23 protein-coding genes are annotated in these 25,312 nt (G+C 73.9%); 11 read left to right on the forward strand and 12 right to left on the reverse strand.

Features of this window, described 5'->3' with window-relative positions:
- Positions 1–138: 138 nt before the first annotated feature.
- Positions 139–2,151, forward strand: coding sequence for an ABC transporter transmembrane domain-containing protein (locus LRS74_RS31950; protein ID WP_277744275.1), 2,013 nt, complete (start codon positions 139–141; stop codon positions 2,149–2,151).
- A gap of 49 nt (positions 2,152–2,200) precedes the next feature.
- On the opposite strand, the gene LRS74_RS31955 is transcribed toward LRS74_RS31950, so the two are convergent.
- The 3 genes from LRS74_RS31955 to LRS74_RS31965 form a co-directional block, all read right to left on the reverse strand.
- Positions 2,201–3,340 carry a CaiB/BaiF CoA-transferase family protein gene (locus LRS74_RS31955; RefSeq protein ID WP_277744276.1) on the reverse strand — a complete coding sequence of 380 codons (1,140 nt, stop codon included), beginning with the start codon at positions 3,338–3,340 and terminating at the stop codon, positions 2,201–2,203.
- A gap of 66 nt (positions 3,341–3,406) precedes the next feature.
- Positions 3,407–4,375: an alpha/beta fold hydrolase gene (locus LRS74_RS31960; RefSeq protein ID WP_277744277.1), complete on the reverse strand. Its 969-nt coding sequence runs from the start codon at positions 4,373–4,375 to the stop codon at positions 3,407–3,409.
- Between the two features lie 199 nt (positions 4,376–4,574).
- On the reverse strand, positions 4,575–4,937 hold the full coding sequence (locus LRS74_RS31965; protein ID WP_277745028.1) for a DUF4440 domain-containing protein: 363 nt from the start codon (positions 4,935–4,937) through the stop codon (positions 4,575–4,577).
- A gap of 99 nt (positions 4,938–5,036) precedes the next feature.
- On the opposite strand from LRS74_RS31965, the gene LRS74_RS31970 reads away from it, so the two are divergent.
- Positions 5,037–5,492 carry a helix-turn-helix domain-containing protein gene (locus LRS74_RS31970; protein WP_277744278.1) on the forward strand — a complete coding sequence of 152 codons (456 nt, stop codon included), beginning with the start codon at positions 5,037–5,039 and terminating at the stop codon, positions 5,490–5,492.
- A 42-nt stretch (positions 5,493–5,534) separates the two neighbouring features.
- On the opposite strand, the gene LRS74_RS31975 is transcribed toward LRS74_RS31970, so the two are convergent.
- The 6 genes from LRS74_RS31975 to LRS74_RS32000 all read right to left on the reverse strand — a co-directional run bounded on the left by LRS74_RS31975 (position 5,535) and on the right by LRS74_RS32000 (position 10,184).
- Positions 5,535–6,404, reverse strand: coding sequence for an amino acid ABC transporter ATP-binding protein (locus tag LRS74_RS31975; protein WP_277744279.1), 870 nt, complete (start codon positions 6,402–6,404; stop codon positions 5,535–5,537).
- 7 nt (positions 6,405–6,411) lie between these two features.
- Complete coding sequence (locus LRS74_RS31980) at positions 6,412–7,197, reverse strand: amino acid ABC transporter permease (RefSeq protein WP_277744280.1); 786 nt, start codon at positions 7,195–7,197, stop codon at positions 6,412–6,414.
- A 31-nt stretch (positions 7,198–7,228) separates the two neighbouring features.
- Entirely contained in the window at positions 7,229–8,038 is an 810-nt protein-coding gene (locus LRS74_RS31985) for a transporter substrate-binding domain-containing protein (protein WP_277744281.1), read from the reverse strand.
- Positions 8,039–8,220: 182 nt separating this feature from the next.
- The gene (locus LRS74_RS31990; RefSeq protein ID WP_277744282.1) at positions 8,221–8,457 is read right to left on the reverse strand and encodes a hypothetical protein; all 237 of its coding nucleotides are present in this window, start codon (positions 8,455–8,457) and stop codon (positions 8,221–8,223) included.
- 177 nt (positions 8,458–8,634) lie between these two features.
- Entirely contained in the window at positions 8,635–9,117 is a 483-nt protein-coding gene (locus LRS74_RS31995) for an Rrf2 family transcriptional regulator (protein ID WP_277744283.1), read from the reverse strand.
- 95 nt (positions 9,118–9,212) lie between these two features.
- Positions 9,213–10,184, reverse strand: a complete 972-nt coding sequence (locus LRS74_RS32000) for a hydroxyacid dehydrogenase (RefSeq protein ID WP_277745029.1) — start codon at positions 10,182–10,184, stop codon at positions 9,213–9,215.
- A gap of 489 nt (positions 10,185–10,673) precedes the next feature.
- Between LRS74_RS32000 and LRS74_RS32005 the strand changes: the two genes are divergently transcribed.
- The 5 genes from LRS74_RS32005 to LRS74_RS32025 all read left to right on the forward strand — a co-directional run bounded on the left by LRS74_RS32005 (position 10,674) and on the right by LRS74_RS32025 (position 13,649).
- Entirely contained in the window at positions 10,674–11,708 is a 1,035-nt protein-coding gene (locus LRS74_RS32005; protein WP_277744284.1) for a GTP-binding protein, read from the forward strand.
- A gap of 141 nt (positions 11,709–11,849) precedes the next feature.
- Positions 11,850–12,449 (forward strand): hypothetical protein, encoded by a 600-nt coding sequence (locus tag LRS74_RS32010; RefSeq protein WP_277744285.1) that lies wholly within the window; start codon positions 11,850–11,852, stop codon positions 12,447–12,449.
- A 245-nt stretch (positions 12,450–12,694) separates the two neighbouring features.
- The gene (locus LRS74_RS32015; protein WP_277744286.1) at positions 12,695–12,955 is read left to right on the forward strand and encodes a DUF6296 family protein; all 261 of its coding nucleotides are present in this window, start codon (positions 12,695–12,697) and stop codon (positions 12,953–12,955) included.
- A gap of 100 nt (positions 12,956–13,055) precedes the next feature.
- Positions 13,056–13,412: a PRC-barrel domain-containing protein gene (locus LRS74_RS32020; RefSeq protein WP_277744287.1), complete on the forward strand. Its 357-nt coding sequence runs from the start codon at positions 13,056–13,058 to the stop codon at positions 13,410–13,412.
- A 69-nt stretch (positions 13,413–13,481) separates the two neighbouring features.
- Positions 13,482–13,649, forward strand: coding sequence for a hypothetical protein (locus LRS74_RS32025; RefSeq protein ID WP_277744288.1), 168 nt, complete (start codon positions 13,482–13,484; stop codon positions 13,647–13,649).
- Positions 13,650–13,724: 75 nt separating this feature from the next.
- On the opposite strand, the gene LRS74_RS32030 is transcribed toward LRS74_RS32025, so the two are convergent.
- Entirely contained in the window at positions 13,725–15,971 is a 2,247-nt protein-coding gene (locus LRS74_RS32030) for a SpoIIE family protein phosphatase (RefSeq protein ID WP_277744289.1), read from the reverse strand.
- 1,799 nt (positions 15,972–17,770) lie between these two features.
- On the opposite strand from LRS74_RS32030, the gene LRS74_RS32035 reads away from it, so the two are divergent.
- The 4 genes from LRS74_RS32035 (at position 17,771) to LRS74_RS32050 (ending at position 22,821) form a co-directional block, all read left to right on the forward strand.
- Entirely contained in the window at positions 17,771–19,018 is a 1,248-nt protein-coding gene (locus LRS74_RS32035) for a transglycosylase family protein (protein ID WP_277744290.1), read from the forward strand.
- 549 nt (positions 19,019–19,567) lie between these two features.
- Positions 19,568–21,127 (forward strand): MFS transporter, encoded by a 1,560-nt coding sequence (locus LRS74_RS32040; RefSeq protein WP_277744291.1) that lies wholly within the window; start codon positions 19,568–19,570, stop codon positions 21,125–21,127.
- 24 nt (positions 21,128–21,151) lie between these two features.
- Entirely contained in the window at positions 21,152–22,384 is a 1,233-nt protein-coding gene (locus LRS74_RS32045; RefSeq protein WP_277744292.1) for an anhydro-N-acetylmuramic acid kinase, read from the forward strand.
- Positions 22,385–22,431: 47 nt separating this feature from the next.
- A complete protein-coding gene (locus LRS74_RS32050; protein ID WP_277744293.1) occupies positions 22,432–22,821 on the forward strand; it encodes a hypothetical protein in 390 nt (129 codons plus the stop codon).
- Here LRS74_RS32050 and LRS74_RS32055 read toward each other — a convergent pair.
- A complete protein-coding gene (locus LRS74_RS32055; protein WP_277744294.1) occupies positions 22,799–24,199 on the reverse strand; it encodes a chloride channel protein in 1,401 nt (466 codons plus the stop codon). The genes LRS74_RS32050 and LRS74_RS32055 overlap by 23 nt on opposite strands.
- A 205-nt stretch (positions 24,200–24,404) precedes the next feature.
- A complete protein-coding gene (locus LRS74_RS32060) occupies positions 24,405–25,244 on the reverse strand; it encodes an SDR family oxidoreductase (RefSeq protein ID WP_277744295.1) in 840 nt (279 codons plus the stop codon).
- Positions 25,245–25,312: the final 68 nt, after the last annotated feature.

Raw genomic sequence — 25,312 nt, forward strand, 5'->3', positions numbered from 1 at the left:
AGCGCGCCGTCGTCGGCCCGCCGCTGTCGGCGCGCGGCTGTCGGCCCGCCGAGCCGCCGTACGGCGCCGTGGCGCCGCGCGACCCACCGCCACCGACCCCGACTTCCCTCCATCGACGCCCGACTCCTGAAGGAGCCCATGCATCACGACGCACCCGAGTGGACCCCACCGCCCGCCGACCCGGACCAGCCCGCCCAGGTGCGGCGCATCCTGCGGCTCTTCCACCCCTACCGCGGCCGGCTGGCCCTGGTGGGGCTGCTGGTCGCGGCCTCCTCGCTGGTCTCGGTCGCCTCCCCGTTCCTGCTCCGCGAGATCCTCGACACCGCGATCCCCCAGGGGCGCACCGGCCTGCTGACCCTGCTGGCCCTGGGCATGGTCCTCGCGGCGGTCGTCACCAGCGTGTTCGGCGTGCTGCAGACGTTGATCTCCACTACCGTCGGCCAGCGCGTCATGCACGATCTGCGCACCGGGGTCTACGACCGGCTGCAACGGATGCCGCTGGCCTTCTTCACCCGCACCCGCACCGGCGAGGTGCAGTCCCGGATCGCCAACGACATCGGCGGTATGCAGGCCACCGTCACCTCGACCGCGACCTCGCTCGTCTCCAACCTCACCAGCGTCGTCGCCACCATCGTCGCGATGCTCGCGCTGGACTGGCGGCTGACCGTGGTCAGCCTGCTCCTGCTGCCGCTGTTCGTCTGGATCAGCCGCCGTGTCGGCCGGGAACGCAAGAAGATCACCTCACAGCGACAGAAGCAGATGGCCGCCATGGCCGCCATGGTCACCGAGTCGCTGTCGGTGAGTGGCATCCTGCTGGGCCGCACCATGGGCCGCTCCGACTCCCTCACCAGCGCCTTCGCCCGCGAGTCCGAGCGGCTCGTCGAGCTGGAGGTGCGTTCCAGCATGGCCGGTCGCTGGCGGATGTCCACCATCACCATCGTCATGGCGGGCATGCCCGCCGTCATCTACTGGACCGCCGGCATGGCCCTCCAGACGGGTGGCCCGGCCGTCTCGCTGGGCACCCTCGTCGCCTTCGTCTCCCTCCAGCAGGGCCTGTTCCGGCCCAGCGTCAGCCTGCTCTCCACCGGCGTGCAGATGCAGACCTCGCTCGCCCTCTTCCACCGCATCTTCGAGTACCTGGACCTGCCGGTGGACATCACCGAGCCGGCCGATCCGGTACGGCTCACCACGGTGCGCGGCGAAGTCCGCTTCGAGGCCGTCCACTTCTCCTACGACGAGCACCCGGACGCGACCGGCACGCCGAAGCAGCCCACGACGCCGCCGAGGAACAGGCAGGCCACGGCGGGCGGGAAGCCGGGCGCGAACGGGAAGGCCAGGGCGAGCGAGAAGACCGGCGCGAGCGGGCAGGGAACGGCGAGCGGCAAGCCCGGCGCGAACGGGAAGGCCGGCGCGAACGGGAAGCCCGTGCGGCACGCCCTGCGCGCCATCGACCTCACCGTCCCGGCGGGCGGCAGCCTGGCCGTCGTCGGACCGACCGGCTCCGGAAAGAGCACCCTCAGCTACCTCGTGCCCCGGCTGTACGACGTGACCGGCGGGCGGGTCCTGATCGACGGCGTCGACGTGCGCGACCTCGACTTCGACAGCCTCGCCCGCGCGGTCGGCGTCGTCTCCCAGGAGACGTACCTCTTCCACGCCTCCATCGCCGACAACCTCCGCTTCGCCAGGCCCGACGCCACCGACGAGGAGCTCGCCGAGGCGGCCCGCGCCGCCCAGATCCACGACCACATCGTCTCGCTGCCCGAGGGCTACGACACGCTGGTGGGCGAGCGCGGCTACCGCTTCTCCGGCGGTGAGAAGCAGCGTCTCGCGCTGGCCCGGACGATCCTGCGCGACCCGCCCGTCCTCATCCTCGACGAGGCCACCAGCGCCCTCGACACCCGCACCGAACAGGCCGTGCAGCAGGCCATAGACAAGCTGTCGGCGGGCCGCACCACGATCACCATCGCCCACCGGCTCTCCACCGTCCGGGACGCCGATCAGATCGTGGTCCTGGACGGCGGCCGGATCGCCGAGCGGGGCACGCACGACGAGCTGCTCGCGCGGAACGGGCGCTACGCCGCGCTCGTACGGCGCGACGCCCGCCTCACCACGAGCCAGCCCCCGGCCGCGACCTCGACCCCGGTCGGCTGACCGGCCGCCCGGCGCCGCCCATGCCATCCGGCGCCGGGCGCCGGGTTCGCTAGGCCGGGCCGAACTCCGCCCGGACGGCCTCCGTGTGCTCTCCGAGCGCGGGCACCGGCCGCAGCGGGGCGTGTCGGCCGCGCACCTCCACCGGGGGCAGCAGGCCGCGCAGCGGTCCGACCGGGGAGTCGAACTCCTGCCAGCGGTCGCGCGCGGCCAGCTGCGGATGGGCGGAGAACTCACCGACCGTCCGCAGCCGCGCGTTGGCGATCCCCGCGGCGTCCAGCAGTGCGGTCAGCCCGTCCGCCGTATGCGCGGAGAATCGGTTCTCCAGCTCCGCCGTCAGCTCGTCGTCGTGCGCCCGGCGCAGCGGATTGGTGGCGAACCGCGGATCGCGCGTCAACTCCGGACGGCGCAGCACCCGCTCGCACAGAGCCACCCACTCCCGGTCGCTCTGCACGCTGAGGAAGACCCGCGCGCCGTCGCCGCAGCGGTACGGCCCGTACGGCGAGATCGACGGATGACGGGCGCCGCTGCGCACCACGGGGGTGCCGCCGTACTCCTGGGCGAAGTAGGGATGGCCCATCCACTCCCCGAGCGCGTCCAGCAGCGAGACGGACAGGGCCGAGCCCACCCCCGTGCGCTCGCGTTCGTACAGCGCCGTGAGGATGCCCGTGTAGGCGTACATCGCACCCGCGATGTCGGCTATCGAGATGCCGGGTCGGGCCGGCTCCTCAGGGCTGCCCGTGATCGACACCAGCCCCGCCTCGCACTGCACCAGCAGGTCGTACGCCTTCTTGTCGCGGTACGGCCCGCCCTCGCCGTAGCCCGAGATGTCGCAGGTGATCAGGTGCTCGTGGCGGGCCCGGAGCGCCGCGGAGCCGAGGCCCAGGCGCTCGCAGGCGCCCGGGGCGAGGTTCTGCACGAAGACGTCCGCGCGGGCGAGGATCGCCTCCAGCAGGCCCCGGTCGGTCGGGTCCTTCAGGTCCAGGACCGCGCTCTCCTTGCCCCGGTTGACCCAGACGAAGTAGGCGGACATCCCTTTGACATTGCGGTCGTAGTCGCGGGCGAAGTCGCCCCGACCGGGGCGCTCGACCTTGATCACCCGCGCGCCGAGATCGGCGAGTTGACGGGTCGCGTACGGGGCGGCGACGGCCTGTTCCAGTGCGACGACGGTGATGCCGTGGAGAGGAAGCATTCCGGCAGTATCACCCCGCTCACCCGTCACCGGGGATGGCCCACGGGCCACGCGCGCCACAGGGCCTCAGCCCAGCAGCCGCCGCACATACCGGACCTGTTCCGCCTGTTGGTGCACGCCCCCGCCCTCGTGCCCGTTGAAGGACCAGACCCTGAGCTCCTTCTCGCCCCCGTAGTGGTTGTACGCGGCGAAGCCCCCGGAGGTCGGCGTGACCTCGTCGCGCAGCGCGGTGGAGAAGAGGGCGGGCGCGCTCGCGCGGGCGGCGAAGTTGAGCCCGTCGAAGTGGTCCAGGGTGGCGAACACGCGCTCCGCCAGGTCCCGCTGCCCTGCGAGGTAGCGCGCCAGCTCGCCGTACGGGTCCATGTCCGTGATCTCCACGGCGCGCCGGATGTGCGTCATGAAGGGGACGTCGACGAGCGCGCCGGCCAGGTCGGGCACCAGCCCCGCGGCGGCCAGCGCCAGCCCGCCGCCCTGGCTCGCGCCGCTGACGACGATCCGCGCGGCGTCCACCGCCGGGTGCGTGCGGGCCGCCTCCACGGCCCGCACGGCGTCGGTGTACAGCCGCCGGTAGTAGTAGTCGTCCGGGCTGAGCACGCCCCTGGTCAGCATCCCCGGCACCTCCGGGCCGGTGCCGCCGACCGGGTCCGGGGTGGCGCCGGGGCCGTGCGGGCTCCAGCCCTGCCCGCGGCTGTCCATGACGAAGACCGCGTACCCCGCGGACGGCCACAGCAGCCAGCTGTACGGCAGGCTCCGGCCGCCGTTGTAGCCGATGAACTGCACCACACAGGGCAGCGGCGCCGCAGCCTCCCGCGGGACCAGCAGCCAGCCCCGGATCCGATGCCCGCCGAAGCCGGAGAACTCCGCGTCGTAGGTGCTCAGCCGGGCCAGCCCCGCATCCGACTCCGAGAACACCGCGTCGAGCTCGTACTTGCGTGCCTCGGTCAGCGTCCGGTCCCAGAAGGCGTCGAAGCCGGCGGGCTCGGGCAGCGGCGGCCGGTAGTCCCGCAACTGCTCCAGGGGCAGGTCGAGGAACACGGAGGGCCTCCCGGGGATCGCGTCGGGCGCGTCTCCAGAAGACTGCCACGCGGGACGGGATACACACCGGTGCGCGCACCGCGCGCCCGGAGGATTGGTGCGCTGGGCGTACCGCCCGGCCGGTCACGGGGGCCGGCGGCGACCGGCGACGGTCGTCGGGGGTACTCGATCGGCGGACGCCCGCCCCGTCGGCGGACCGTCAGCTCCGTGGCGCGGGCGGGGACGCCGTGCCGAACGGGTTGTCGATCACGTACCGCCAGCGGCCGTCCGGCCCACGGCGGGCCACATCGGTGGCGGTCCCCTCCAGACGGACGTGCTCGCCGTCCGGTCGACGGCCGTCGATGACCCAGTCGACGATGAGCAGGGCGATGTCGTCGGCGACGTAGGTGTGCCGGGGGCGGACGCTGATCGGCAGTCCCAGCGCCTGGAACTCGGTGTTGGCGGCCCGCAGTTCGCGGCCGGTGACCGACTCCCCGGGGCGGGGCACGAACACCGCCCCGTCGGCGTAGACCCGGGCGAGCTCCTCGGGACTGCCGGAGTTGAACGCGGCGGCGAAGGCCATCGGATGTTGCTCCGGGTCGGAGACCAGGGCGACAGTAGGGGCATGATCGTGTGTGGGATGCGTGGGGAAGCTCATGACGACAGCCAAGCCGGCTCCGGCGTGGCTCACCAAACGGATACCGACGCCTGGGACGGAGACCTGGTGCCGTCCCCGCGCGGGCGCACCGCCCGGCCGGAGGCGGACTGCCCGGTGGAGATCGCCCTGGCCGCGGTGTCGGGCCGCTGGACCACGCTGGTCCTGCGGGAGCTGATGCACGCCCCGCAGTCGTTCGGCACCCTGCGGGAGCGCCTGCCGGAGATCAGTCCCAAGGTGCTCTCCGAGCGGCTGCACACGCTCCGCGAGCGCGGCCTGGTCGCCCAGGAGCGGCTTCCCGGATTCCCCGTCCGCACCCGATACACGCTCACCACGGCCGGACTCGCCCTGCGGCCGCTGCTCATCGAGCTGTACCGCACGGGGGAGCGGCTGCACGAGCTCTCGGCCGTGGCCGGCCCGGCCGGCGAGGCGCACGACGCCGTATCCCACGCCGTGCGCCCCACCGGCCGGGCGACCGGGTAGGCCCCGCGCCAGTGGTCGCCTCGTGCGCCGCGCGGCCCCGTGTCAGTAGTCGCCCCGCGCCCAGGGCGGCCCCGTGTCAGCGGTCGACCCGCGCGTTCCGGGCGGCTCCGTGTCCGGCGCCTCCGTGTCCGGCGCCTCCCCGACCCGCGCGGCCGACGGATCGAGCACCCGCTTCAGGAACGCGCGCGTCCGTTCCCGCCGCGGGGCGCCGATGACCTCGGCGGGGCGGCCCTGCTCGACGATCACCCCCTCGTCCATGAAGACGACCCGGTCCGCCACCTCCCGGGCGAAGCTCATCTCGTGCGTGACGACCAGCATCGTCATGCCCTCGTCGGCCAGTGAGCGCATCACCGCCAGCACGTCGCCGACCAGCTCCGGGTCGAGCGCCGAGGTCGGCTCGTCGAACAGCATCAGCTCGGGGTCCATCGACAGCGCCCGCGCGATGGCCACCCGCTGCTGCTGCCCGCCCGAGAGCTGGGCCGGATAGACGGACTCCTTGTCGGTCAGCCCGACCCGGGCCAGATTGCGCCGGGCGATCTCGCCCGCCTGCGCCTTGTCACGGCGCAGTACCCGCCGCTGCGCCAGGGTGAGGTTCTCCAGGGCGGTCAGGTGCGGGAAGAGGTTGAAGGACTGGAAGACCATGCCGATCCGTCGCCTGACCCGGTCGATGTCCACCTCCGGGTCGGTGACCTCGGTGCCGTCCACCGTCACCGTTCCCGAGCTGGGCTCCTCCAGCAGGTTCACACAGCGCAGCAGCGTGGACTTGCCCGAGCCGGACGGGCCGATGACGCAGACCACCTCGCCCCGCCCCACCGTGAGGTCGATGCCTCGGAGCACCTCCAGCTCGCCGAAGGACTTGTGCAGCCCCTCGACCCGGATCGCCGGGCCCTCCGGACGCGTTTCCGCGGACACCGGTGGCTCACCTCGCCTTCGCGGTACGGGCCTCCAGCCGTCGGACCAGATGGCCGAGGGGGAGGGTGATCAGCAGGTAGCACAGCCCGGCGACCAGGATCGGGGTCAGGCTGCGGTGCTGGTTGAGCGCGTCCCGGCCGAACTTGGCCAGCTCGTACTGGTCGAGCGAGAGCCCGAGCAGATACACCAGCGAGGAGTCCTTGGTGAGCAGGATCAACTCGTTGGTGAGCGGCGGCAGGACGATCCGGAACGCCTGGGGGATGACCACCGAGACCATCGCCCGCCCATGGGACATGCCCAGCGAGCGCGCCGCCTCCATCTGCCCCTTGGGGACCGCCTGGATGCCCGCGCGGATCGTCTCCGCCATGTACGCGGCGCCGACCAGCCCCAGCGCCAGCATCACCGTGACATAGCGGTCCAGCGCCACATGGAAGGCCAGCGGTACGCCGAAGCCCAGCGCGATGAAGACGAGCAGCGCGGGCACACCGCGGAAGAACTCGATGTACGCGATCGACAGCCAGCGGTACGGCGGCACCTGCGACAGCCGCATCAGCGCCAGCACCAGCCCCAGCACGAGGCCGAAGCCGAAGCCGAACAGGGTGTAGACGACGGTGTTGACCAGGGCGGTGGTGATGATGTCGGGGAACAGGGACCGGGCGACCTCGACGTCGAAGAAGGCGCGTCGCAGCTCACCCCAGTCCGCGGCCAGGGCGACGGCGAGCAGCGCCGCCACCAGCACGGCGTACTGTGCCGTGCGCACCATCCGCGCCCGCCGCCGACGAGTCATTGCCATGGTGACTCCTCAGTTCGTCGGACGGCCGGTCTCAGCTCTTCTCGGTCTTCTCGGGCGCGGCGCCGAACCACTTCTTGTAGATGGCGTCGTAGCGGCCGTCGTCCCTGGCCTTCTCGAGCACCGCGTCGATCTTCTTGCGCAGTGCGTCGTTTCCGGTCCGCACGCCGATGCCGTACGTCTCACCGGTGTCGAACTCGGCGCTGACGTCCGTGTCGGGGTTGTCCTTGACGTAGTCGTAGAGCACGCCGTTGTCGTTGATCCCGGCGTCCACCTGGCCGGTCTTCACGGCGGTCAGCAGCAGTGCGAGGTCCTCGAACTGGACCACCTTCACGCCGTCGCCGTGCTCCTTGGCGTACACCTCGCCCGTGGTCTTCTCCTGAACGGCCAGCTTCCTGCCCCTGAGGTCGGCGAGGGACCGGTAGGGCTTGCCCTTCTTGGTGATGAGGGCCTGGGTGGCCTCGAAGTAGGGGGCGGAGAAGTCCATGTTCTCGTCGCGGACCTTGGTGATCGTCATCCCGGCCGCCGCCACATCGCACTTGCGGATGTTGAGATCCTCGCCGGACTGGATGCCGTCGAACGGCGTGTCCACGATCTCCTGCTCGACGTCCAACTCCTCGGCGACCAGGTCGACCAGGTCCACGTCGAAGCCGACGACCTTCTTGCCCTCCTTGAACTGGAAGGGTTCGTACGGCAGATGAGTGCAGGTCGTCAGCTTCCCGGACGAGACAAGACTGATCTTCGAACCGTCCGAGTCGGTCGACTCGGTGCTGGTGCAACCCGCCAGCAGCAGGGCGGCGGTGGTGGCAGTGGCTATGACAGGCAACGCGGAGCGAGCGGACACGGCACCTCCGGAGCATGGTCGGTGAACGACCCCACCTGATCAGTGAGTTGGGCGCATCCTGCCATTCGCGGGGCGCGTTGTCGCGAGGAACGGCGCAGTCATCACTCCGGTGGCCGGAACGGCGCAGGCGCGGAGGTGCCCCCGGGGTGCGGGCCGGGCATCCCTCGCGTGCGGGCCGGGGCTCAGCGGCGCCGGCGGCGCTTGCGGCGCCTGCTCCAGAACCAGCCGGCGGGCGGCTCGTCCGCCCGCCACGGCTGTGGCTCGGGCGCCTCCCGCCGCCACCGCTCGGTCAGCATGCGGGCGCGCGCCGAGGGTTCGGCCACCTCGGCGCCGCGGACGAAGTCCTCGTCGAGGACGACCTCGTCGACCTCGTCCCAGCCGTCACCCGCCTCCGCCTTGTCTGCCGCGTCGGAGCTCACGACGCACCTCCCAACGGTTGCCTGTGGTCTACGGGCAACGTCCCGGCGGCGCACCGAGTTCCGGCGGCGACGGTGACGGTGACGGTGATGGTGGCGGTGACGGTGATGGTGGCGGTGGCGTGCCGCGGCGTGTCGTGGCGGGGCCGGAGCGCGGCGCGCGGCCGGCCGGTCCGGAGCTCAGCGCGCGACGGGCCGTTCGAACCAGCGCCGGGTCCGCTCGGCGGCCGAGGCCGGCGCGGCGGCCATGATGTCCGCCAGAGTCTGGGCCGCCAGCTCCCGCCGCCAGGCGAGCTCTGCCCGACGCATGGCGGTGGTGAACGCACAGGGCTGGGCGAACTCCGCCGCCGGCAGCCCGGCGCCGATCCCCTGCTGACGGATCTCCGCGCAGCGGAACGGGTCCTCCGGCCCCTCGACCGCCGTGACCACGTCCATCAACGTGATCGCCTCCGGTGGGCGGGCCAGCCGGAAGCCGCCCCGAGCCCCCGGGGTGGAGGTCAGCAGGCCGGCCCGGACAAGGGCCTGCAGTCGCTTGTTGAGATACGCCGGGGGCAGCTCGAAAGCCGCCGCGAGCCTGGCCGTCGGCACCGGTGTGTCGGCACCGAGCCACGCCAGCGTCAGGCAGCAGTGCAGCCCCCACTCGACACCTTCACCCATCTTCATAATCAGGACACTATACATCCAGATAAGCGCCCGCGGCGCGCGGCGAGCGGGGGCTACGCGAGCCGGGCTACGCGAGCTGGGCTACGCGAGCTGGGCTACGCGATCCGGTCCAGGTCGCCCCGCAGGACACGGTGGCGTGGTGGCGCGCCGGACAACAGCCGCTCCACCTCCTCCGTCGCCGCCGTCCCCAGCCGCTCCAGCTCATTGCCGAGCGCGCCCGCGATGTGCGGCGTGAGCAGCACGTTCGGCAACCGGTAGAGCGGCGAGTCGGCCGGCAGCGGTTCCGGCTCGGTGACGTCGAGCACGGCGGAGAGGCGCCCCGCCACGAGCGCGTGCGTCAGCGCCTCGGTGTCCACCAGCGCGCCCCGCGCGGTGTTGACGAGGGTGGCCCCGTCCGGCATCAGGGCGAGCCGGCGGGCGTCCAGCAGGTGGCGTGTCTCGGGCAGCGCGGGGGCGTGCAGGCTGAGCACGTCGCTGCCCGCCACCAGCGCGTCCAGCGGCATCGACCGTACGCCCAGCTCCCGGGCCTCCGCCGGCGGCAGGTGCGGGTCGTACACCGCCACCTCCACGTCGAACGGTCGCAGCAGGGCGATCACCCGCCGGCCGATCCGGGAGGCGCCCACGATTCCCACCCGTCGCCGGAGGTTGCCGACCCGCGCGGTCTCCGCGGCGGTGGGGAAGCGGTGCTCGGCGGCGTACCGTCCGCTCAGCCGCCAGGCGTCCTTGCCGCTGAGCAGGATCGCGGCCAGGGCGAACTCGGCGACGGGCACCGCGTTGGCGGCGGCCGCCGAACAGACGACCAGTTCCCGGTCCCAACACTCCGGCGTGATGTGCGCCTTGACGCTGCCGGCGGCGTGCACCACGGCCCGCAGCTTCGGCAGCGCGTCGAGCACCTCGGCGGTCAGCGGGACGCATCCCCAGCCGGTGATCAGCACCTCCGCCTCGGCCGGATCCACCCCGCCCGCGGCCACCGGCCGGGGCGCCGCGGCGCGCGGAACGCGCACGGACGCGGCCAGCCGGTCCAGCAGCGGGCCGGGGAACAGCCGTGGAAGGTGGACGGGATCCATGACGAAGAGCGCCGCGGGCGATACGGACACAGGGCCTCCGGTCGGAAGTGAACGGCGTACGACAAGCCGGGCCCGGATGCCGGTAGGACGGCGGGCGGCGGACGGTGGTAGGCGGTGGTGGGCGGGGCCGGCAGGCCCATCGTGGCGAATCCTCCGCGGCTCCTCCAGACGGCATGCGGCCGCACCCGTGGCCACGCCCGACCCGTCAGGCACGCCCGACCTGCTAGGCACGCTCGACCGTAGGCACGCCCGACCTGTGGGCACACCCGACCTGTGGGCACACCCGACCCGGGGGCCGCCGCCGCGCCGCCTCGGCGCCGAGTCACGTCAGTCGGCCAGTCGGCCAGTCGGCCAGTCGGCCAGTCGGTCAGTGGGGCGTCGGCCGGCCGGCCGGGTGGCCTGGTAGGCGGCCCGGCCGGCTGGCATACGCTGATGCCCGCAGCCGTCGTGCTGTCTGTCATGAGCTGTGTGTCGTACGGAGGCGGAACCTTGGCCAGGAAGCGGATACCGGTCATTCTCGTCGCGGGATTCCTGGGATCCGGAAAGACCACCCTCCTCAACCATCTGCTGCGGGAGAGTGGAGGCACGCGGATCGGCGTCATCGTCAACGACTTCGGGAGCGTCAACATCGACGCCCTCGCCGTCGCCGGACAGGTCGATTCGATGATCCCGATCGAGAACGGCTGCCTGTGCTGCGCCGCCGACGCCACCGAGCTGGACGACATGGTGGGACGGCTCGCGCGCCCGGCGGCCCGGATCGATGTCATCGTGGTCGAGGCGAGCGGGCTCGCCGAGCCACAGAGCATGATCAGGATGCTGCTGGCCAGCTCCGACGACCGGGTCACCTACGGCGGGCTGGTCGAGGTGGTCGACGCCGCCGAGTTCGACCGCACCCGCGAGCGCCACCCCGAGCTCGACCGACACATCAAGGCGGCCGATGTCGTGGTGCTCAACAAGACCGACCGGGTGCGGGAGGACGCGCGCCGGCGAGTGTTGGAGGAACTCGGCCGGCTCGCCCCCGGCACCCCCGTGGTCGTGGCCGAGCACGGGCGGGTGGATCCCGGCTTCCTCTTCGACCAGCGGCCCGCCCCCGTGCGGGAAGAGCCGTTCCAGCAGCTCTCGTTCGCCGAGCTGTGCGACGAGGGGGACGGGCACGACCACGACGGGCATCTGCACGCCGCCTACGAGAGCGTCTCCTTCGTGTCCGAGCGGCCGCTGCACCCCCGGCGCTTCATGGAGTTCCTCGACAACCGGCCCGCCGGCCTCTACCGCATGAAGGGGTTCGTCGACTTCGCGGCGGCGGACCCGACGCGGAAGTTCTCCCTGCACGCGGTGGGCGCGTACCTCCGCTTCCAGACCTCCGGGTGGGCGCGGGGCGAGGACCGGGCGACCCGACTGGTGATGATCGGCACCGGCATCGACGGCGCCGCGCTCACCGCGCGGCTCGCGGACTGCGTGGAGCCCGCGCCGGAGACGGTGGACGAGCACCATCTGCTGGGTGTGCTGCGGTACGTGCAGGAGTAGTCCCCTCGCCGGGGGCCACCCCGCACCGGTTCCGGGTCCAAGGCCCGCGGCACGTCAGCCTTCCGGGCCCGGGTCCGCCGATCAGGTGACCTCCGGGGGCCGGGGCTGCGCCCGCGGCACCGGCCGGGGGAGGGTGGGCCGATGCCCCGCGAAGTGTTGCTGATGTCCGTGGTGGGACTGCTGTGCTGTGTGTCGGCGTGCACCGCCGTGCCGCCGCCCGGGGAGGGCCGGGCCCCTACCGCGGCCACCGTCGCACCGGCCCGTACGGCCACCTCGCCGCCCCCACCGCGGCCGGCCCCTGACCGGGTCTGGGCGACCGCCGACTCCGGCCCGACCCCGACGCGCCGGCCGGGGCGGGACGGCCCGTCGGCGGCCGCCCCCTCGACGGCTCCCGCCCCCGGGGCCACGGCCGGCCCCGGGCGCACCGAGGAGACCCCTCCCGCGCCGTCGCGCACCCGTGCCCCGTCCGGGGCGGGAGCCGGTCAGGGCGGCGCGGGCGGCACCCGCGCCGGGACGCGCTCACCGTCGCGGCCGACGGCCGGCCCCGGCTCCGGCTCGCCTGGCTCCGGAGCGAGCCCCCGCCCCGGCCGGACGTCCTGGCACGACGGCACCGAGTCATGGGGGCCCACCGTGGCCCCGCGTCCGTGGTCCACCAGGAGGCTGGGCTATCTGTGCGACGCGCTCGCCTCGGAGCTCGGCTCCGGGGAGATGCGCCTGTGTCGGGAGCTGTACGGCTACTGAGGGGCTGTCGACAGCGGACCGGGGGGATCGCGGCGTCCGGCCGCGGCGCGGCGCGGCTGCTTCCGGCCGCCGCCCCGTACGCTGAACCGACTCGGCCCGAGGCGCCCCGCGGGCGCCGCCGCCCGGGGCTCCGTGGATCCGCGGTCGCGACGCGGCGGGCACCGCGCGCCGCACGGTGGCTCGGTGACGAGTCGTTCGGCCCCGTCGTTGAGACATTCCAGCGGACCGGGAACAGGAGGCGTGGCATGGAGCGGTACGACACGTACGAGCTGGTGTTCACCAAGTCGGACGAGGCGGACCGGGAGAACGGTGGAGACCGGGCCACGGAGGACGTGGTCGTGGTGCGCCGCACCGACGCGCGCGGCCCGGGCGGCCATCCCATCTACACCGACGACACGGGGATCCTGCGAGCGGAGATCAGCGATCGCGCCGAGGTCCGGATGCTCGCCAGCGGCGGGCACCAGAGCTATGCGACGCCGGTGCGGGCCCGCCCCGTCACCCGGTGACCTTCCGGGCGCCGACCACTCTCACCCGCTTGGACGAGATCCACGAGGCGGGCGCCCCGCGTTGACAGGTGGAGGGGTCCGCGACGGCGAAGGGGCTGTGGTGTTCGAGGTCAGCGACATCCGCGAGTGGCGCGGGCACGACGTGCTCGACGTCGACCGGCATCGGATCGGCGAGCTGGAGGCGGTCTACGTCGACACCGCCACCGACCAGCCGTCCTTCGCGACCGTCATGGTCGGCATGGTGACCCGGCGCCGGCTGGTGTTCGTCCCGTTGGCCGGCGCCACCGTCGGACCGGGCTATGTGCAAGTCGACCATCCGAAGAAGCAGGTCAAGGCGGCCCCGTCCATCGACGTCGACGGCGAGCTGCCGGCCGAGGAGGAGGCGGCGATCTTCGCCCACTACGAGCTCGACTACCAGCCCGGCGCGGGCGGCGAACGCCGCATGGCCCGCCGCTGACCCAATTCCTTTTCCCCTTCCTCCTCCCCCCTCCGCGACCCTACGACGGGACAGGTGACGGAACCCCCGATGACCCTCTTCCTCCTACTGATCATCGTGGCCATCGTCCTCGGCATCATCGGCGCCACCGTCGAGGGCCTGTTCTATCTGCTGATCATCGGCATCCTGGTCTTCCTCGTCGATCTGGTGCTGGCCGGTATGAAGCTGGGCCGCCGCCGCTCGAAGCACCCCCGCTGACCCGCCGGGGCACGGCACGACCGACCGTCGCGCGGGACGCCTCGGCCGCCCCGGACGTCCCGGACGCCTCGGCGGTCAGTGGTGCTCGACGATGCGCGCGATCAGCAGCGCGACGTCGTCGTGGCCGATCGGCCCGCGCAGCCGCCGCAGCAGCACGTCGCAGGTCGCCTCCAGCGGCCGGTACGGGTCGTCGAGCAGCTCCAACAGGGTGTCCAGCCGGGTGTCGATGTCCTGGTGCCGGGTCTCCACCAGACCGTCGGTGTAGAGCACCAGCTGATCGTCGGGGGCCAGCCGGAGGGTGGTGGTCCGGAACGGGGCCCCGCCGGTGCCCAGCGGCGCGCCGATGGTCAGGTCGAGCAGCCGCGACGGCCGGCCGGGGCGCACCAGGGCGGGCGGCAGATGGCCCGCGGAGGCGACGCGACACAGCCCGCGATGGGGGTCGTAGACGGCGTAGACGCAGGTGGCGAAGGAGGGCTCCAAGCGGGTGATGATCTTGTCCAGGTGTCGCAGCAGCCGGGCCGGGTCGAAGTCCAGCTCGGCCAGGGTCTGGGTGGCGGTGCGCAGCCGGCCCATGGTGGCCGCCGCGGTGATGCCGCTGCCCATCACATCGCCGACGACCAGCGCGGTCCGGTCCCCGGCCAGCGGAAGGACGTCGAACCAGTCGCCGCCGACCTCGGCGGCGGCCCCGGCCGGCTGGTAGCGGGAGGCGACCTCCAGGCCCGCCCGGCGCGCCGGGGCCTGCGGCAGCAGACTGCGCTGCAGGGTGACCGCGGTGTCGCGCACGCTCTGGTACCAGCGGGCGTTGTCGATGCACACCGCCGCGCGGGCGGCCAGCTCGCTGGCCAGGACCACGTCGTCGGCGTCGAAGGGCAGCTCGTTGCGGGCCCGCTTGAGGTCGAGCGCCCCGAGCACCTCGCCGCGGGCGATCAGCGGCACGGCCAGATAGGAGTGGACGCCGGCGGCGGCCAGCAGCCGGACCGCCTCCGGGTCGCGGGCGATCCGGGGGAGGTCCGCCTCCCGCACCCGGGGGACGTGGATCGGCCGGCCCGTCAGCACGCACTGGGTGACCAGCCGGTCGGCGTCGTACTTCGCCAGCTCGCCGGGCGGGTCGGCGGCCCGGACGGCCTCGGTGGGGTAGGCCGCGGCCAGGGCCAGCGCCCGGAAGATGGCCGGCCCGCCGCCGGGCACCAGGTTGGCCCTGCCGGACAGCACGGCGTCCAGCACGTCCACCGCCGCCACGTCGGCGAGCTCCGGCACGGCCACGTCGGCCAGCTCGCTCGCGGTCTGCTGGAGGTCCAGCGTGGTGCCGATGCGGGCCGAGGCGTCGGCCACCAGGGCCAGCCGGTGCCGGGCGCGGGTGGCCTCGGTGGCCGCGCGGTAGCGGGCGGTGACGTCCAGCAGGGTGATGCACAGGCCCAGCACATGCCCGGAGGCGTCTTCCAGCCGGAAGTACGACACCGACCAGGCCCGCACCTCCTGCTGGCCCGGGGGGCCGGGCGCCGCCGCCCGTCGCTCGTCCGGGCCCGCGCTCTCCGGCCCGGCGCCCTCGTCCGGGCCGGTCCGGGGCCCCGCACCCGCCGGGGCGACGGTGTCACCCGCCGGTGGGACGGTGTCCGTGGGCGGTGGGACCGCGGCCGGCGGGACGGCGTCCGTCGCCGGGCCCAGGGTCTCCTGGGCCAGCAGCGGGTCGCCGCTGGCCAGGACCCGCCGCATGGCGGACTCCAACACATCCGAGTCCAGGAACGGCAGCATCTCCAGCACCGGCCTGCCGATCTGCTCCGCGACCGGGACGCCGTTGAGCCGCTCCAGCGCCGGGTTGACGGCCACGCAGCGCAGGTCGGTGTCGACCACGGCCATCCCGGCGGGGGACTGCGCCACCAGCCGTGCCGACAGCGCCAGGTCCCGTTCCATCCGCTGCACCGTCGACCGATCGGTCGCCAGTCCGAGCGCGTAGACGTCTCCCCGGTCGTCGACCAGCCGCATGTTGCGGAACTCCACCAGCCGCGTGGAGCCGTCCCGGTGTTGCAGAGGGAAGATCCCCGCCCAGGTGTCGCCCGACATGACCTGGGAGAACAGCTCCAGCACGTCGGGAAAGTGCTCCTCGGTGACCAGCAGCCGGGCGGCGAACCGGCCCAGTGCCTCGTCGGGGGTGTAGCCCAACAGCTCCTCGGCCTGCGGGCTCCACAGCACGATCCGCCCGGCCGCGTCCAGCACCACCGCGGCCATGCCCAGCACATCCAGCAGCTCGCTCCGGTCGGGGGCGCCCGCGTCCGTCCCGCCCGGCGGACCGGGGCCGGGCCGGAACGCGTCGCTCGAACCCATCCGGGCACTCCTTCCGCCGGCCGCCGGGCGGCAGCCGGGTGCTGTCCGCGGGTGCCCGCACGGTCCCAGCCGCTCCTCGGACAACGGGCGTCTCCATCGTCCCTCCACACCCTGGTGCCACGCAGCCCGTGCGGTGCGGGGGTGGAGCCGTCGGAATGACGACGGCGAGACACCGACCACCGACCGGAGGCGACCGCGTGACACCGCCGCCGGCGCTCCGGTGGGCGATCGACGGTCGGCTGGAGGGTGCCCGGCGGGGGCACAGGAGACATCGCCCGGTGTCCGACCGGCGGTTCACGGCACGCCACGGCGGACGGTGCGCCCCCCGCCGGCGGCCCGGCCGCGCGACGTACGACGGACTACGGCATGCTGAGGAGCTCGCCTGGCCGGTGGGCACCCGCATACGCCGTATGTGCGCTGCGCCCCGCGGAGGAGCCGTGCCCGCTCACCGTGATGGGGCGGGGAAATGACCGCGGCTGCCGCGGAGGCTTACGACCCGGTGGGCCGACGGGGTGATAAATCAGAGCCGCCTGGACGGGCGGTCTCCGGGGAAGTCGATGTGCGTCCAGGATATGCGCGGCGGCGTAGTTCCCGCTATACGTCGCGTCCGTGATTCTCGGCGAGTTCCACGGTCCGAGGCGATGGCTCGCCCATTCGGAGAACTGGGCCGGTATCGCGGCCCCGCGGGACCTGATGCGCGACCGCGATGTACGGCGCGGATGCGGGGCCGGGATGCCTCGTGATGGTCGACCAACGATGTGGCCGAAAAGATCCAGGAAACCCCCGTCACGGGCCGCTCTTCCGGCTTCCGCGGCGTCAGGCGTGCCGAGCGGCGCGTTCACATCCATCACCGGGGGGCGGGCCCGTCACTCGCGGGGGCGGAGACCCGCCACCAGGGGGTGAGGTTGACCCGCCACCCCGTATAACGGCCGGTCACCCGTGCATAGGCCATCGGTCCTCGGGCCCCGCGGCGGCGTCCGTCCTCTCCTTGGACGACGGGCTCGCCGCGACCAGGGGAGGGCCGCCGGGGTCACCGGGGGCGCGGCCCCGGCGGGTCGTGCCGCGGGGTCCGGTCCGACGCCCGGGGTCGGCCTCGCGTGGGCCATGCCACGGGGGCTTTGCAATTCCTTGTGCGGAGGCCGCCTTCTTCCCCGATGAAGGAGCCCGTTCTTCCCCGTGGAAGGAGCCCGCTCTTCCCCGATGAAGGCGACCGTTCGACCGTGACTGAGCATCTCATCAGTTTCCGGGTGCGGTCCTGCGGTCGGTTCCCGGAGGTCGCGGAAGCGACAGTCCGGTGCCGGTCGCCAAGCGGTGGAGTTGCCCGCGCTCGCCGCCTCGAACAGCGACGCGAAGTCGCCTCGATCCCCCCGGTGCCGTGCGGAATTCGCCGCACCGCCGCGCCGTCGTGGAACTGGGCGTGAAGTGCCGGTAACTCCAAGGTCGTTGAGAGTGCAACGGACCAAGGTGAAAACAATCCCGTGGCTCCCCGAGTCCGGCGTCCGTGGCCGAAGTGAATCAATTCCACCGCGGGGAAGCGTACGTAGCCACTTGCCGATCACTGGAGTCCCGCCTCACTCCGCCACGAGGCCGACCGGCGCCGTGCGCCCCCACCCCTCCGCGCGCCCGTCGGTGCGCATATGACGGAGCATCAGTCCCCGTGCGGGTGGCGACGGATGGCGCACGGCATGACGTGAGGCCCCTTGCGCCTTGTGACCTGCGCGGCGTGGCTGCGGTACTCGTCATGTCCGCCGGGACCGCCGATGGACGAGAGACCCGCCGTAGTGGAGAGGAACAGGCCCATGGCCGCACGAGAGAGTGACCGCCGTTCCGCATCGCCCAGCAGCCGCGTCTCCCCGCTGGTCACCGCCCTCACCGCCGGCGGTGTCGGCCTCGCCCTGCCGATCCTGCTCGCCGGCGCCGGCCACGCCGCGTCGGTCGGCACCTGGGACAAGGTCGCCGAGTGCGAGAGCAGTGGCCGCTGGCACATCAACAGCGGCAACGGTCACTACGGCGGGCTGCAGTTCTCGCAGAGCACCTGGGCGGCCTACGGCGGTCGGGCCTACGCCCCACGGGCTGACCTCGCCAGCAAGTCCCAGCAGATCAGCGTCGCCGAGGTGGTCCTCGCCAAGCAGGGCCCCGGGGCGTGGCCGGTCTGCTCCGTCCGGGCCAACCTGACCCGCGGCGGCGAGCAGCCCGCGGACGCCGGCCATGCCGAGGGTCGGGACCGCGGCTCGCGCGGCGGCTCCGGCGCCTCGCGGCCCGGACCGGAGTCCTCCGACGGCGGCGCCGGCAAGCGGCCCCAGCCGGCCCCCAAGCGCTCGGCGTCCGGGACGTACACGGTGGTCAACGGGGACACGCTGTCCGGCATCGCGCTCCGCAACGACGTCAGCGGCGGCTGGAAGACGCTGTACAACGCCAACCGGGACACCATCGGCGGCGATCCCGGACTGATCCTCCCCGGGCAGCGGCTCGGCATCCCCTCCGGCGGCTCCTCCTCGCGGGTCACCGGGACGGCGCTGAACGGCGGCACGGGCACCGGGCAGCCCGACGGGGGAGCGCCCACCGCGGCGCGCGCCGCGACCGCCGGCACCACCAGGGACTCCGCGAAGACCGACGATCCGGACGTGCCGCGCCCCGCCGCCGGCAGCCATGTCACCCCGGTCCAGGCCCGCGTCACCACGCCGTACGGCGTCGGCGGCTCGAACTGGTCCAGCGGCCGGCACACCGGGGTGGACTACGCGGTGCCCGTCGGCACCTCGGTCCGCGCCATCGCCGGCGGCCGGGTGGTCTCCGCGGGCTGGAGCGGCGCCTACGGCTACGAGGTCGTCATCCGCCACGCCACCGGCGTCTACAGCCAGTACGCCCATCTGTCGGCGCTGAACGTGCACAGCGGACAGATCGTCGCCGGCGGGCGCACCATCGCCCGCACCGGCGCCACCGGCAACACCACCGGGCCGCACCTCCACTTCGAGGTGCGCACCAGCCCGCACTACGGCTCCGATATCGACCCGCTCGCCTATCTGAGGGCGCACGGGATCGGCTCCTGACGAGTTCAGGAGCTCGGTGGGGGGAGGGAAGGCCGTCCGGCGCAGCCGCCGGGCGGCCTTCCCGTGCCGTCGGCCCCGTCCACCCGGGGGCGGTGACGAGCGGTCAGGCGCGCCGGGCGGCCTCGTACGCCGGCCTGGCGACGGTCCCCAGGCGCGGCCCGTACATGAGGTGGCTCGTTCATGAGGCGGCTCGTCTCCAGGCCGTGTACGACACCGTATCGATCCGGCGGGCCGCCTGACGGGCCGCGGCCGCCGCCGCGGCCCGCGAGGCGACGGAGCCGCGGTCCGGGCCGTCGGCCACCGCGGCCGGCAGCGGGGCGACCGCGGCTGCGGCGAGGGCCAGGGCCGGCGCGGCCAGGGCGCGGAGCGGGGACCGACGGGGGGCGGGCAGGGCTCGGCGAGGGGACCGACGGGGCGCGAGCAGACGCGGAGCTCCTCAGGGACGGCGGCTCACCTCGCGACTCCCGCCGGGACCGTCGCCAGGACATACCCGGCTTCGCCGGCTCCGCCCTCCTCCGTGGCGCCGGCGGCTGTTCTACGCTGAGGCCCATGTCCCAGCCGCGCCGGGCGCTGCTGGCCGGGTCGGTCGGCAACTTCATCGAGTGGTACGAGTTCGGGGTCTACGGCTACTTCGCCACGATCATCGCCGGGACCTTCTTCACCCCCACCGGCGGCAGCCCGAGCGAGGGGCTGATCCGCACCTACGCGTCCTTCGCCGTGGCGTTCTTCTTCCGCCCCGTCGGCTCCCTCCTCTTCGGTCGACTCGCCGACCGGGTCGGCCGTCGACCGACCCTGATCGCCGTCCTGCTGCTGATGACCGGCGCCACCACCCTGATCGGACTGCTCCCCGGCTACGCCACCCTCGGCCCGGCCGCGCCCTGGCTGCTCACCGCGGTCCGCGCGGTGCAGGGGCTGTCCGCGGGCGGGGAGTTCGGCGGCGCCGTCTCGCTGCTGACCGAGTCGGCGCCGCCGGGCAGGCGCGGCCTGTACGGGGCCTGGCAGTCCTTCACCGTGGCGCTGGGGCTGCTCGCCGGCGCCGGTCTCGCGGCGCTGCTGGCCACCGTCCTCAGCCCGGCGGCCCTGGCCGACTGGGGGTGGCGACTGCCGTTCCTGCTGACCCTGCCGCTGGGCCTGGTCGCGCTGTGGCTGCGGCTACGGCTGGAGGAGACCCCGGCCTTCCGCCGCGCGCGGGAACCGTCCGGGTCGGTCGCGGTCCGCGGTCCGCGACCGGCTGAGGCGGCACCGGCTGAGACGGCACCGGCTGAGACGGCACCGGCTGAGACGGCAGTGTCCGAGACGGCAGTGTCCGAGACGGCACCGACCGAGACGGCGGTGTCCGAGACGGCACCGTCCGCGGTGGCCGACGAGCGAACAACAAGGGCTCTGGCGCCTCCGGGGGCTCCAGGGGCGCGGCGGAAGAGGGCCGCCGGGCCTTCGCCACGGCCCCCATCCGCGCCGGTCGAACCCGTCGTGATGGAGCCTCCTCTCCCGGCCGCCCGTCAGGAGCCCACACTCCGGCCAGCCGTCGTGATCGCGCTGGCCGTCGGCCGGGTGATGGGCTGGTCCGCGGCCGGCTACACCTTCCTGGTCGTCCTGCCCTCCTACCTCCAGGCCACGCTGGACGCCACGTTCCAGCAGGCGCTCATCGCCACGACGCTGGCCAACCTCGGTTTCGCGCTGACCATCCTTCCGGCGGGCGCCCTCAGCGACCGGGTGGGCCGGCGGACGGTGATGCTGACCGGCGCGCTGCTGGTGACCGTGCTCGCCTTCCCGCTGCTCCACGTGGTGCAGGACCCCGAGGCGGGCACGGCGGCGCGGAGCCTCGCGGTGCTGCTCGCCGGGGCCGCCGTGGGCCTCATGGCCGGCCCCGGGCCGGCGATGCTCGCCGAGATGTTCCCGACTGGCGTCCGCTGCACGGGCCTCGGCCTGGCGTACGCGCTGTCCAACGCCGTGTTCTCCGGCTCGGCCGGGCTCATCGTCACCGAGCTGACCGAGCGCACCCACGAGGTGGACATCCCCGCCTACTACGCGGCCGGGACCTGCGCTGTCAGCGTCCTCGCCCTGCTCACCCTGCGCGGCGACGACCACCGACGCCCGCTGCGCGACTGACCGACGACCGACCGGGAGGACACCATGCGGGTGATCGGGCTGATGTCCGGCACGTCCTGCGACGCGCTGGACGCCGCGGCCGCCGACCTGACCCTGGACGGGGACCGCATCACGCTGACCCCGCTGGGCGCGGTCGGCGAACCGTGCCCCGGCCCGCTGCGGGCGGCGCTCACCGCGGCCCTGCCGCCCGCGGCGACCACCCTCCGCGAGGTGTGCCGGCTGGACACCCTCATCGGCCAGGCGTTCGCCGCGCTCGCCCACCGGGCCGACCGGGAGCTGTGCGCCGGCCGCGCCGACCTGATCAGCTCACACGGACAGACCGTCTACCACTGGACCGAGGGCGGCACGGTCCGCGGCACCCTCCAACTCGGCAATCCCGCCTGGATCGCCGAGGCCACCGGCCGCCCCGTCGTCTCCGACCTGCGCAGCCGCGATGTGGCGGCCGGCGGCCAGGGCGCGCCCCTGGTGAGCCTCGTCGACACGCTGTGGCTGGCCGGCCGGCCCGGCGTCCCCTGCGCGCTCAACCTCGGTGGCATCGCCAACATCACCGTGCCGACCGGTGGCGCGCCGCTCGCCTTCGACACCGGTCCCGGGAACGCGCTCGTCGACGCCGCCGTCCACCACCTGAGCGGAGGCCGCGCGGCCTACGACGCGGACGGCGCCCTGGCCCTGCGGGGAACGGTCCACCAGCCGCTGCTGCGGCGGCTGCTGGCGGACCCGTACTACGCCCTGCCGGCGCCCAAGACGACCGGCAGGGAACACTTCCACCTGCCCTATCTGCTGGCCGCGCTCGCCGACTGGCCCGCGCTGCCGGCCGAGGACGTGGTCGCCACCCTCACCCGGCTCACCGCCCACACCGTCGCCGGCGCGGTGCGCGCCGCCGGCGCCACGGAGGTGATCGCCTCCGGAGGCGGCACCCGCAACCCGGCCCTGACGGCCGCCCTCCGCGCCGAGCTGCGCGGCGTGCCGCTGCGCGCCTCCGGCGAACTGGGCCTGCCGGCGGACGCCAAGGAGGCCTACGCCTTCGCCGTGCTGGGCTTCCTCACCCTCCACGGGCTGGCCGGCACCGTGCCGTCCTGCACCGGCGCCCGCCACCCCCGCGTGCTGGGCTCCGTCACCCCCGGCCGTGACGGGCTGCGGCTGCCGCCGCCCGCCGCGGCGGCACCCACCCGGCTGGTGCTGTCGGGCCCCCGGCAGCGCCCGGATGGCCCCGCTGCCGATGCCGATCGGCGCCCGTTCTCGTACCGTCGGGAGTGAGGTCCCGCACAGCGCGGGGGGAGTCCTGACGGCAGAGGAGCACGGTGATGAGCGCCCCCGACACCGAGGATGGCGTCAGCGTCCACCTCACCGACTGTGGCCACGAGGACGCGGGCGCGGTCTTCGGCGCCCTGGAAGCCGCCTTCCCCGAGGGGGCCGGGCCGCCACGCAGCGAGCTCCGACCGGGCGCCGCCGGCGTCGAGCACCCCATGGTGTGGTGCATGACGATCGACCTGAGCACCCGCGGCGCGCCCCTGCGGGCCATCCCCGTCCCCCTGGCCGGCCCCGTGACCGCCGACCTCTTCGGCGCCGCGGACCTCGTCCGCCGGGTGAAGAAGCAGCTGGCCGCCGTCTTCGAGGTGGAGGAGCGCGGCCATGTCTCCGGCGAGCACGAGATGGAGCTGCGGCTGCGGCTCACCTCGGGGCGGGAGGAGTAGCGCCCCTCCGGCCACCGCGCCGGCCGCCTTTCGGCCTGCTCCTTCCACGCGGGAACAGACGGCGCGGAACGGCGCCCGGCGGCAGCTGGCTGGCGAGGAGCGAGACCACGAGCGCGATGATCACCACGGGGATGACCTCGATACTGCCGACGAGCAGCACCACCAGGACGGCGCTGCTGACCGGCAGCCGCAGCACCGCGACGACGCCGGCGGCCATGCCCGCCGCCATCCCCGGCACCAGCCCCAGACCCGGCAAGGGCGCGAGCAGCGCGCCCAGCGCCCCGCCCAGAAAGGCCACGGGGAAGATCGGGCCACCCCGCAGGCTGCCCAGGCAGAGCGCGTAGCCGGCCGACTTGAGCAGCAGCACCGCGACCAGGGCGCCGTCGGGCCAGCCGGCGGGGTCCGCCGCCAGCTTGGCCAGGGCGGACTGGCCGGAGAGCGCGGCCTCTGCCGGGGAGCGGCCGGTCAGCACCGCGTACAGCGCGGCGCAGCCGGCGGCGGCCAGCGCGCACAGCAGGGTGCGGGGGAGCGGGCGTACGGCGACGAAGGCCGCCGTGCGCCGGCCGGCCGCCGTCACCAGCCGCAGCGCCGGCCCCAGCACCAGGCCGATCACCACGGCCCCCACCACGTCGCCGGCGTCCAGCGGCGGCGGGGCCGGCAGTCCGATGTCCAGACTCCCGGTGCCCAGGCCCGTCCAGCGGCCGAAGCCGGTGAAGACCAGCGCCCCGACGCCGCTGCACGCCAGGGCCGGCAGCATCACCAGCACCAGCCGGGGGCCGGCGACCCCGGCCACCTCGATCAGCAGCACGGCGGCCACCAGCGCGTTGCCGAAGATGGCCGCGATGGCGGCCGCGGAGCCGGCGGCGGTCAGCAGCGCGGCCAGGTCGGGGTGGCGGCCCATCCGCACCGGCCCGGCCAGCAGCAGCGCGAGCCCACCGCCGAACGCGATCAGCGGTGCCTCCGGGCCCAGCACGGCGCCGAACGGCAGACACGCGGCCGCCGCGAGCAGCACGCCCGGCAAGGCCGCAGCCGAGGCCCCGCCCGACTGGAAGCCGGCGGCGGGGATATGGCCCCCTCCGCCGGGCAGGCGGGTCGCGACGACGCCCACCACCACCCCGGGGACGAGCGCGAGCGGCAGCGGCCACCACCAGGGCGGGTCCTGCCACCCCAGGGTGTGGGGCCAGCTCTCCCACAGCAGACGCGTCAGCTGGTGCAGCCCGACCAGCAGCCAGAACGCCGCCAGCGACACCGGAACGCCGATGAGCGCGCAGAACCCGACGGTGCGCAGATAGCCGGGGCTGTGCAACACGGCGCGCAGCCGCTCGGTCTCGTCCGGCCGCGCCGCCGCGCCCGGCGGCCCGCTCGGAGGCTGTGTCATCAGCGCCCCTCTCCCGGCTCCGCCGCGCCGAGCGGACGGGGTTCGCCCCAGGGGTCCAGCCGGTGGAGCGGCACCTGGGCCGGTCCGAGCGGCGTCACCGCGATGCGGGCGTCGTCGGGGCCGGTCGGGCGGCGACCGGCGGTGACGGGTCCGGGGGTGGTGGCGAGGGCGTGGGCGGGGAGGGCGCCGGTGGTGCCGATTCCGCTCAGCCTCCCGTCGCGAAGCCGGGGAAGAGCGTCATCCCGCCGTCCACGTACAGCGTCGTCCCCACGACGTAGTCGAACTGATCCGAGCAGAGCGCCACCACGGCGGTGCCGATGTCCTCCGGATCCCCGACCCGGCCGTACGGGATCAGCCGCAACAGGTCGGCCTCGGCCTGCTTGGTCTCCCAGGCGCTGCGGTTGATGGGGGTGCGGATGGCACCGGGCGCCACCGCGTTCACCCGGATGCGCTGGGGGGCGAGCTCCTGGGCCAGCGTCGTCATCATCATCTCCACGCCGCCCTTCGACGCCGCGTAGTTCACATGGCCGGCCCACGGGATGAGCTGGTGCACGGAGCTCATGCACACGATCTTTCCGGCGGACCGGGAGACCTCCGGAACGACCCCGCGCCGCTGGAACTCCTTGACCGCCTCCCGGGCACACAGGAACTGGCCGGTGAGGTTGACGCCCAGCACCTTGTTCCAGGCGTCGAGCGACATCTCGGTGAGCGGCGCGTCGCGCTGGAGGCCGGCGTTGGCGATCAGGATGTCGATGGTGCCGAGCTCCTGGACCATGCGCGCGACCATGTCGACGACCTGGTCCTCGCGGGACACGTCGGCCTCGTGGGCGTAGGCGCGCACGCCGAAGCCCTCGATCTCCTTGACGAGGTTCTCCGCGGCCGGCTGGTCGGAGACGTAGTTGACGACGACATCGGCGCCGGCCCGCCCCAGGGCGAGTGCCGTCGCCTTGCCGATGCCCGAGTTCCCTCCGGTGACCAGCGCCTTCTGGCCCTTGAGCGGCGTCGCGGAGAAGGCGGGAGGGGCATCATGCGTAGAGGTGTTCACCGGCGACTCCCTTTCGAACAGCCTGGACAGCCACCGGACACCCAACCTCCCCGGTCGCCGTGTGGCGT

It is taken from the genome of Streptomyces sp. LX-29 (assembly GCF_029541745.1).
Lineage (GTDB): Bacteria > Actinomycetota > Actinomycetes > Streptomycetales > Streptomycetaceae > Streptomyces.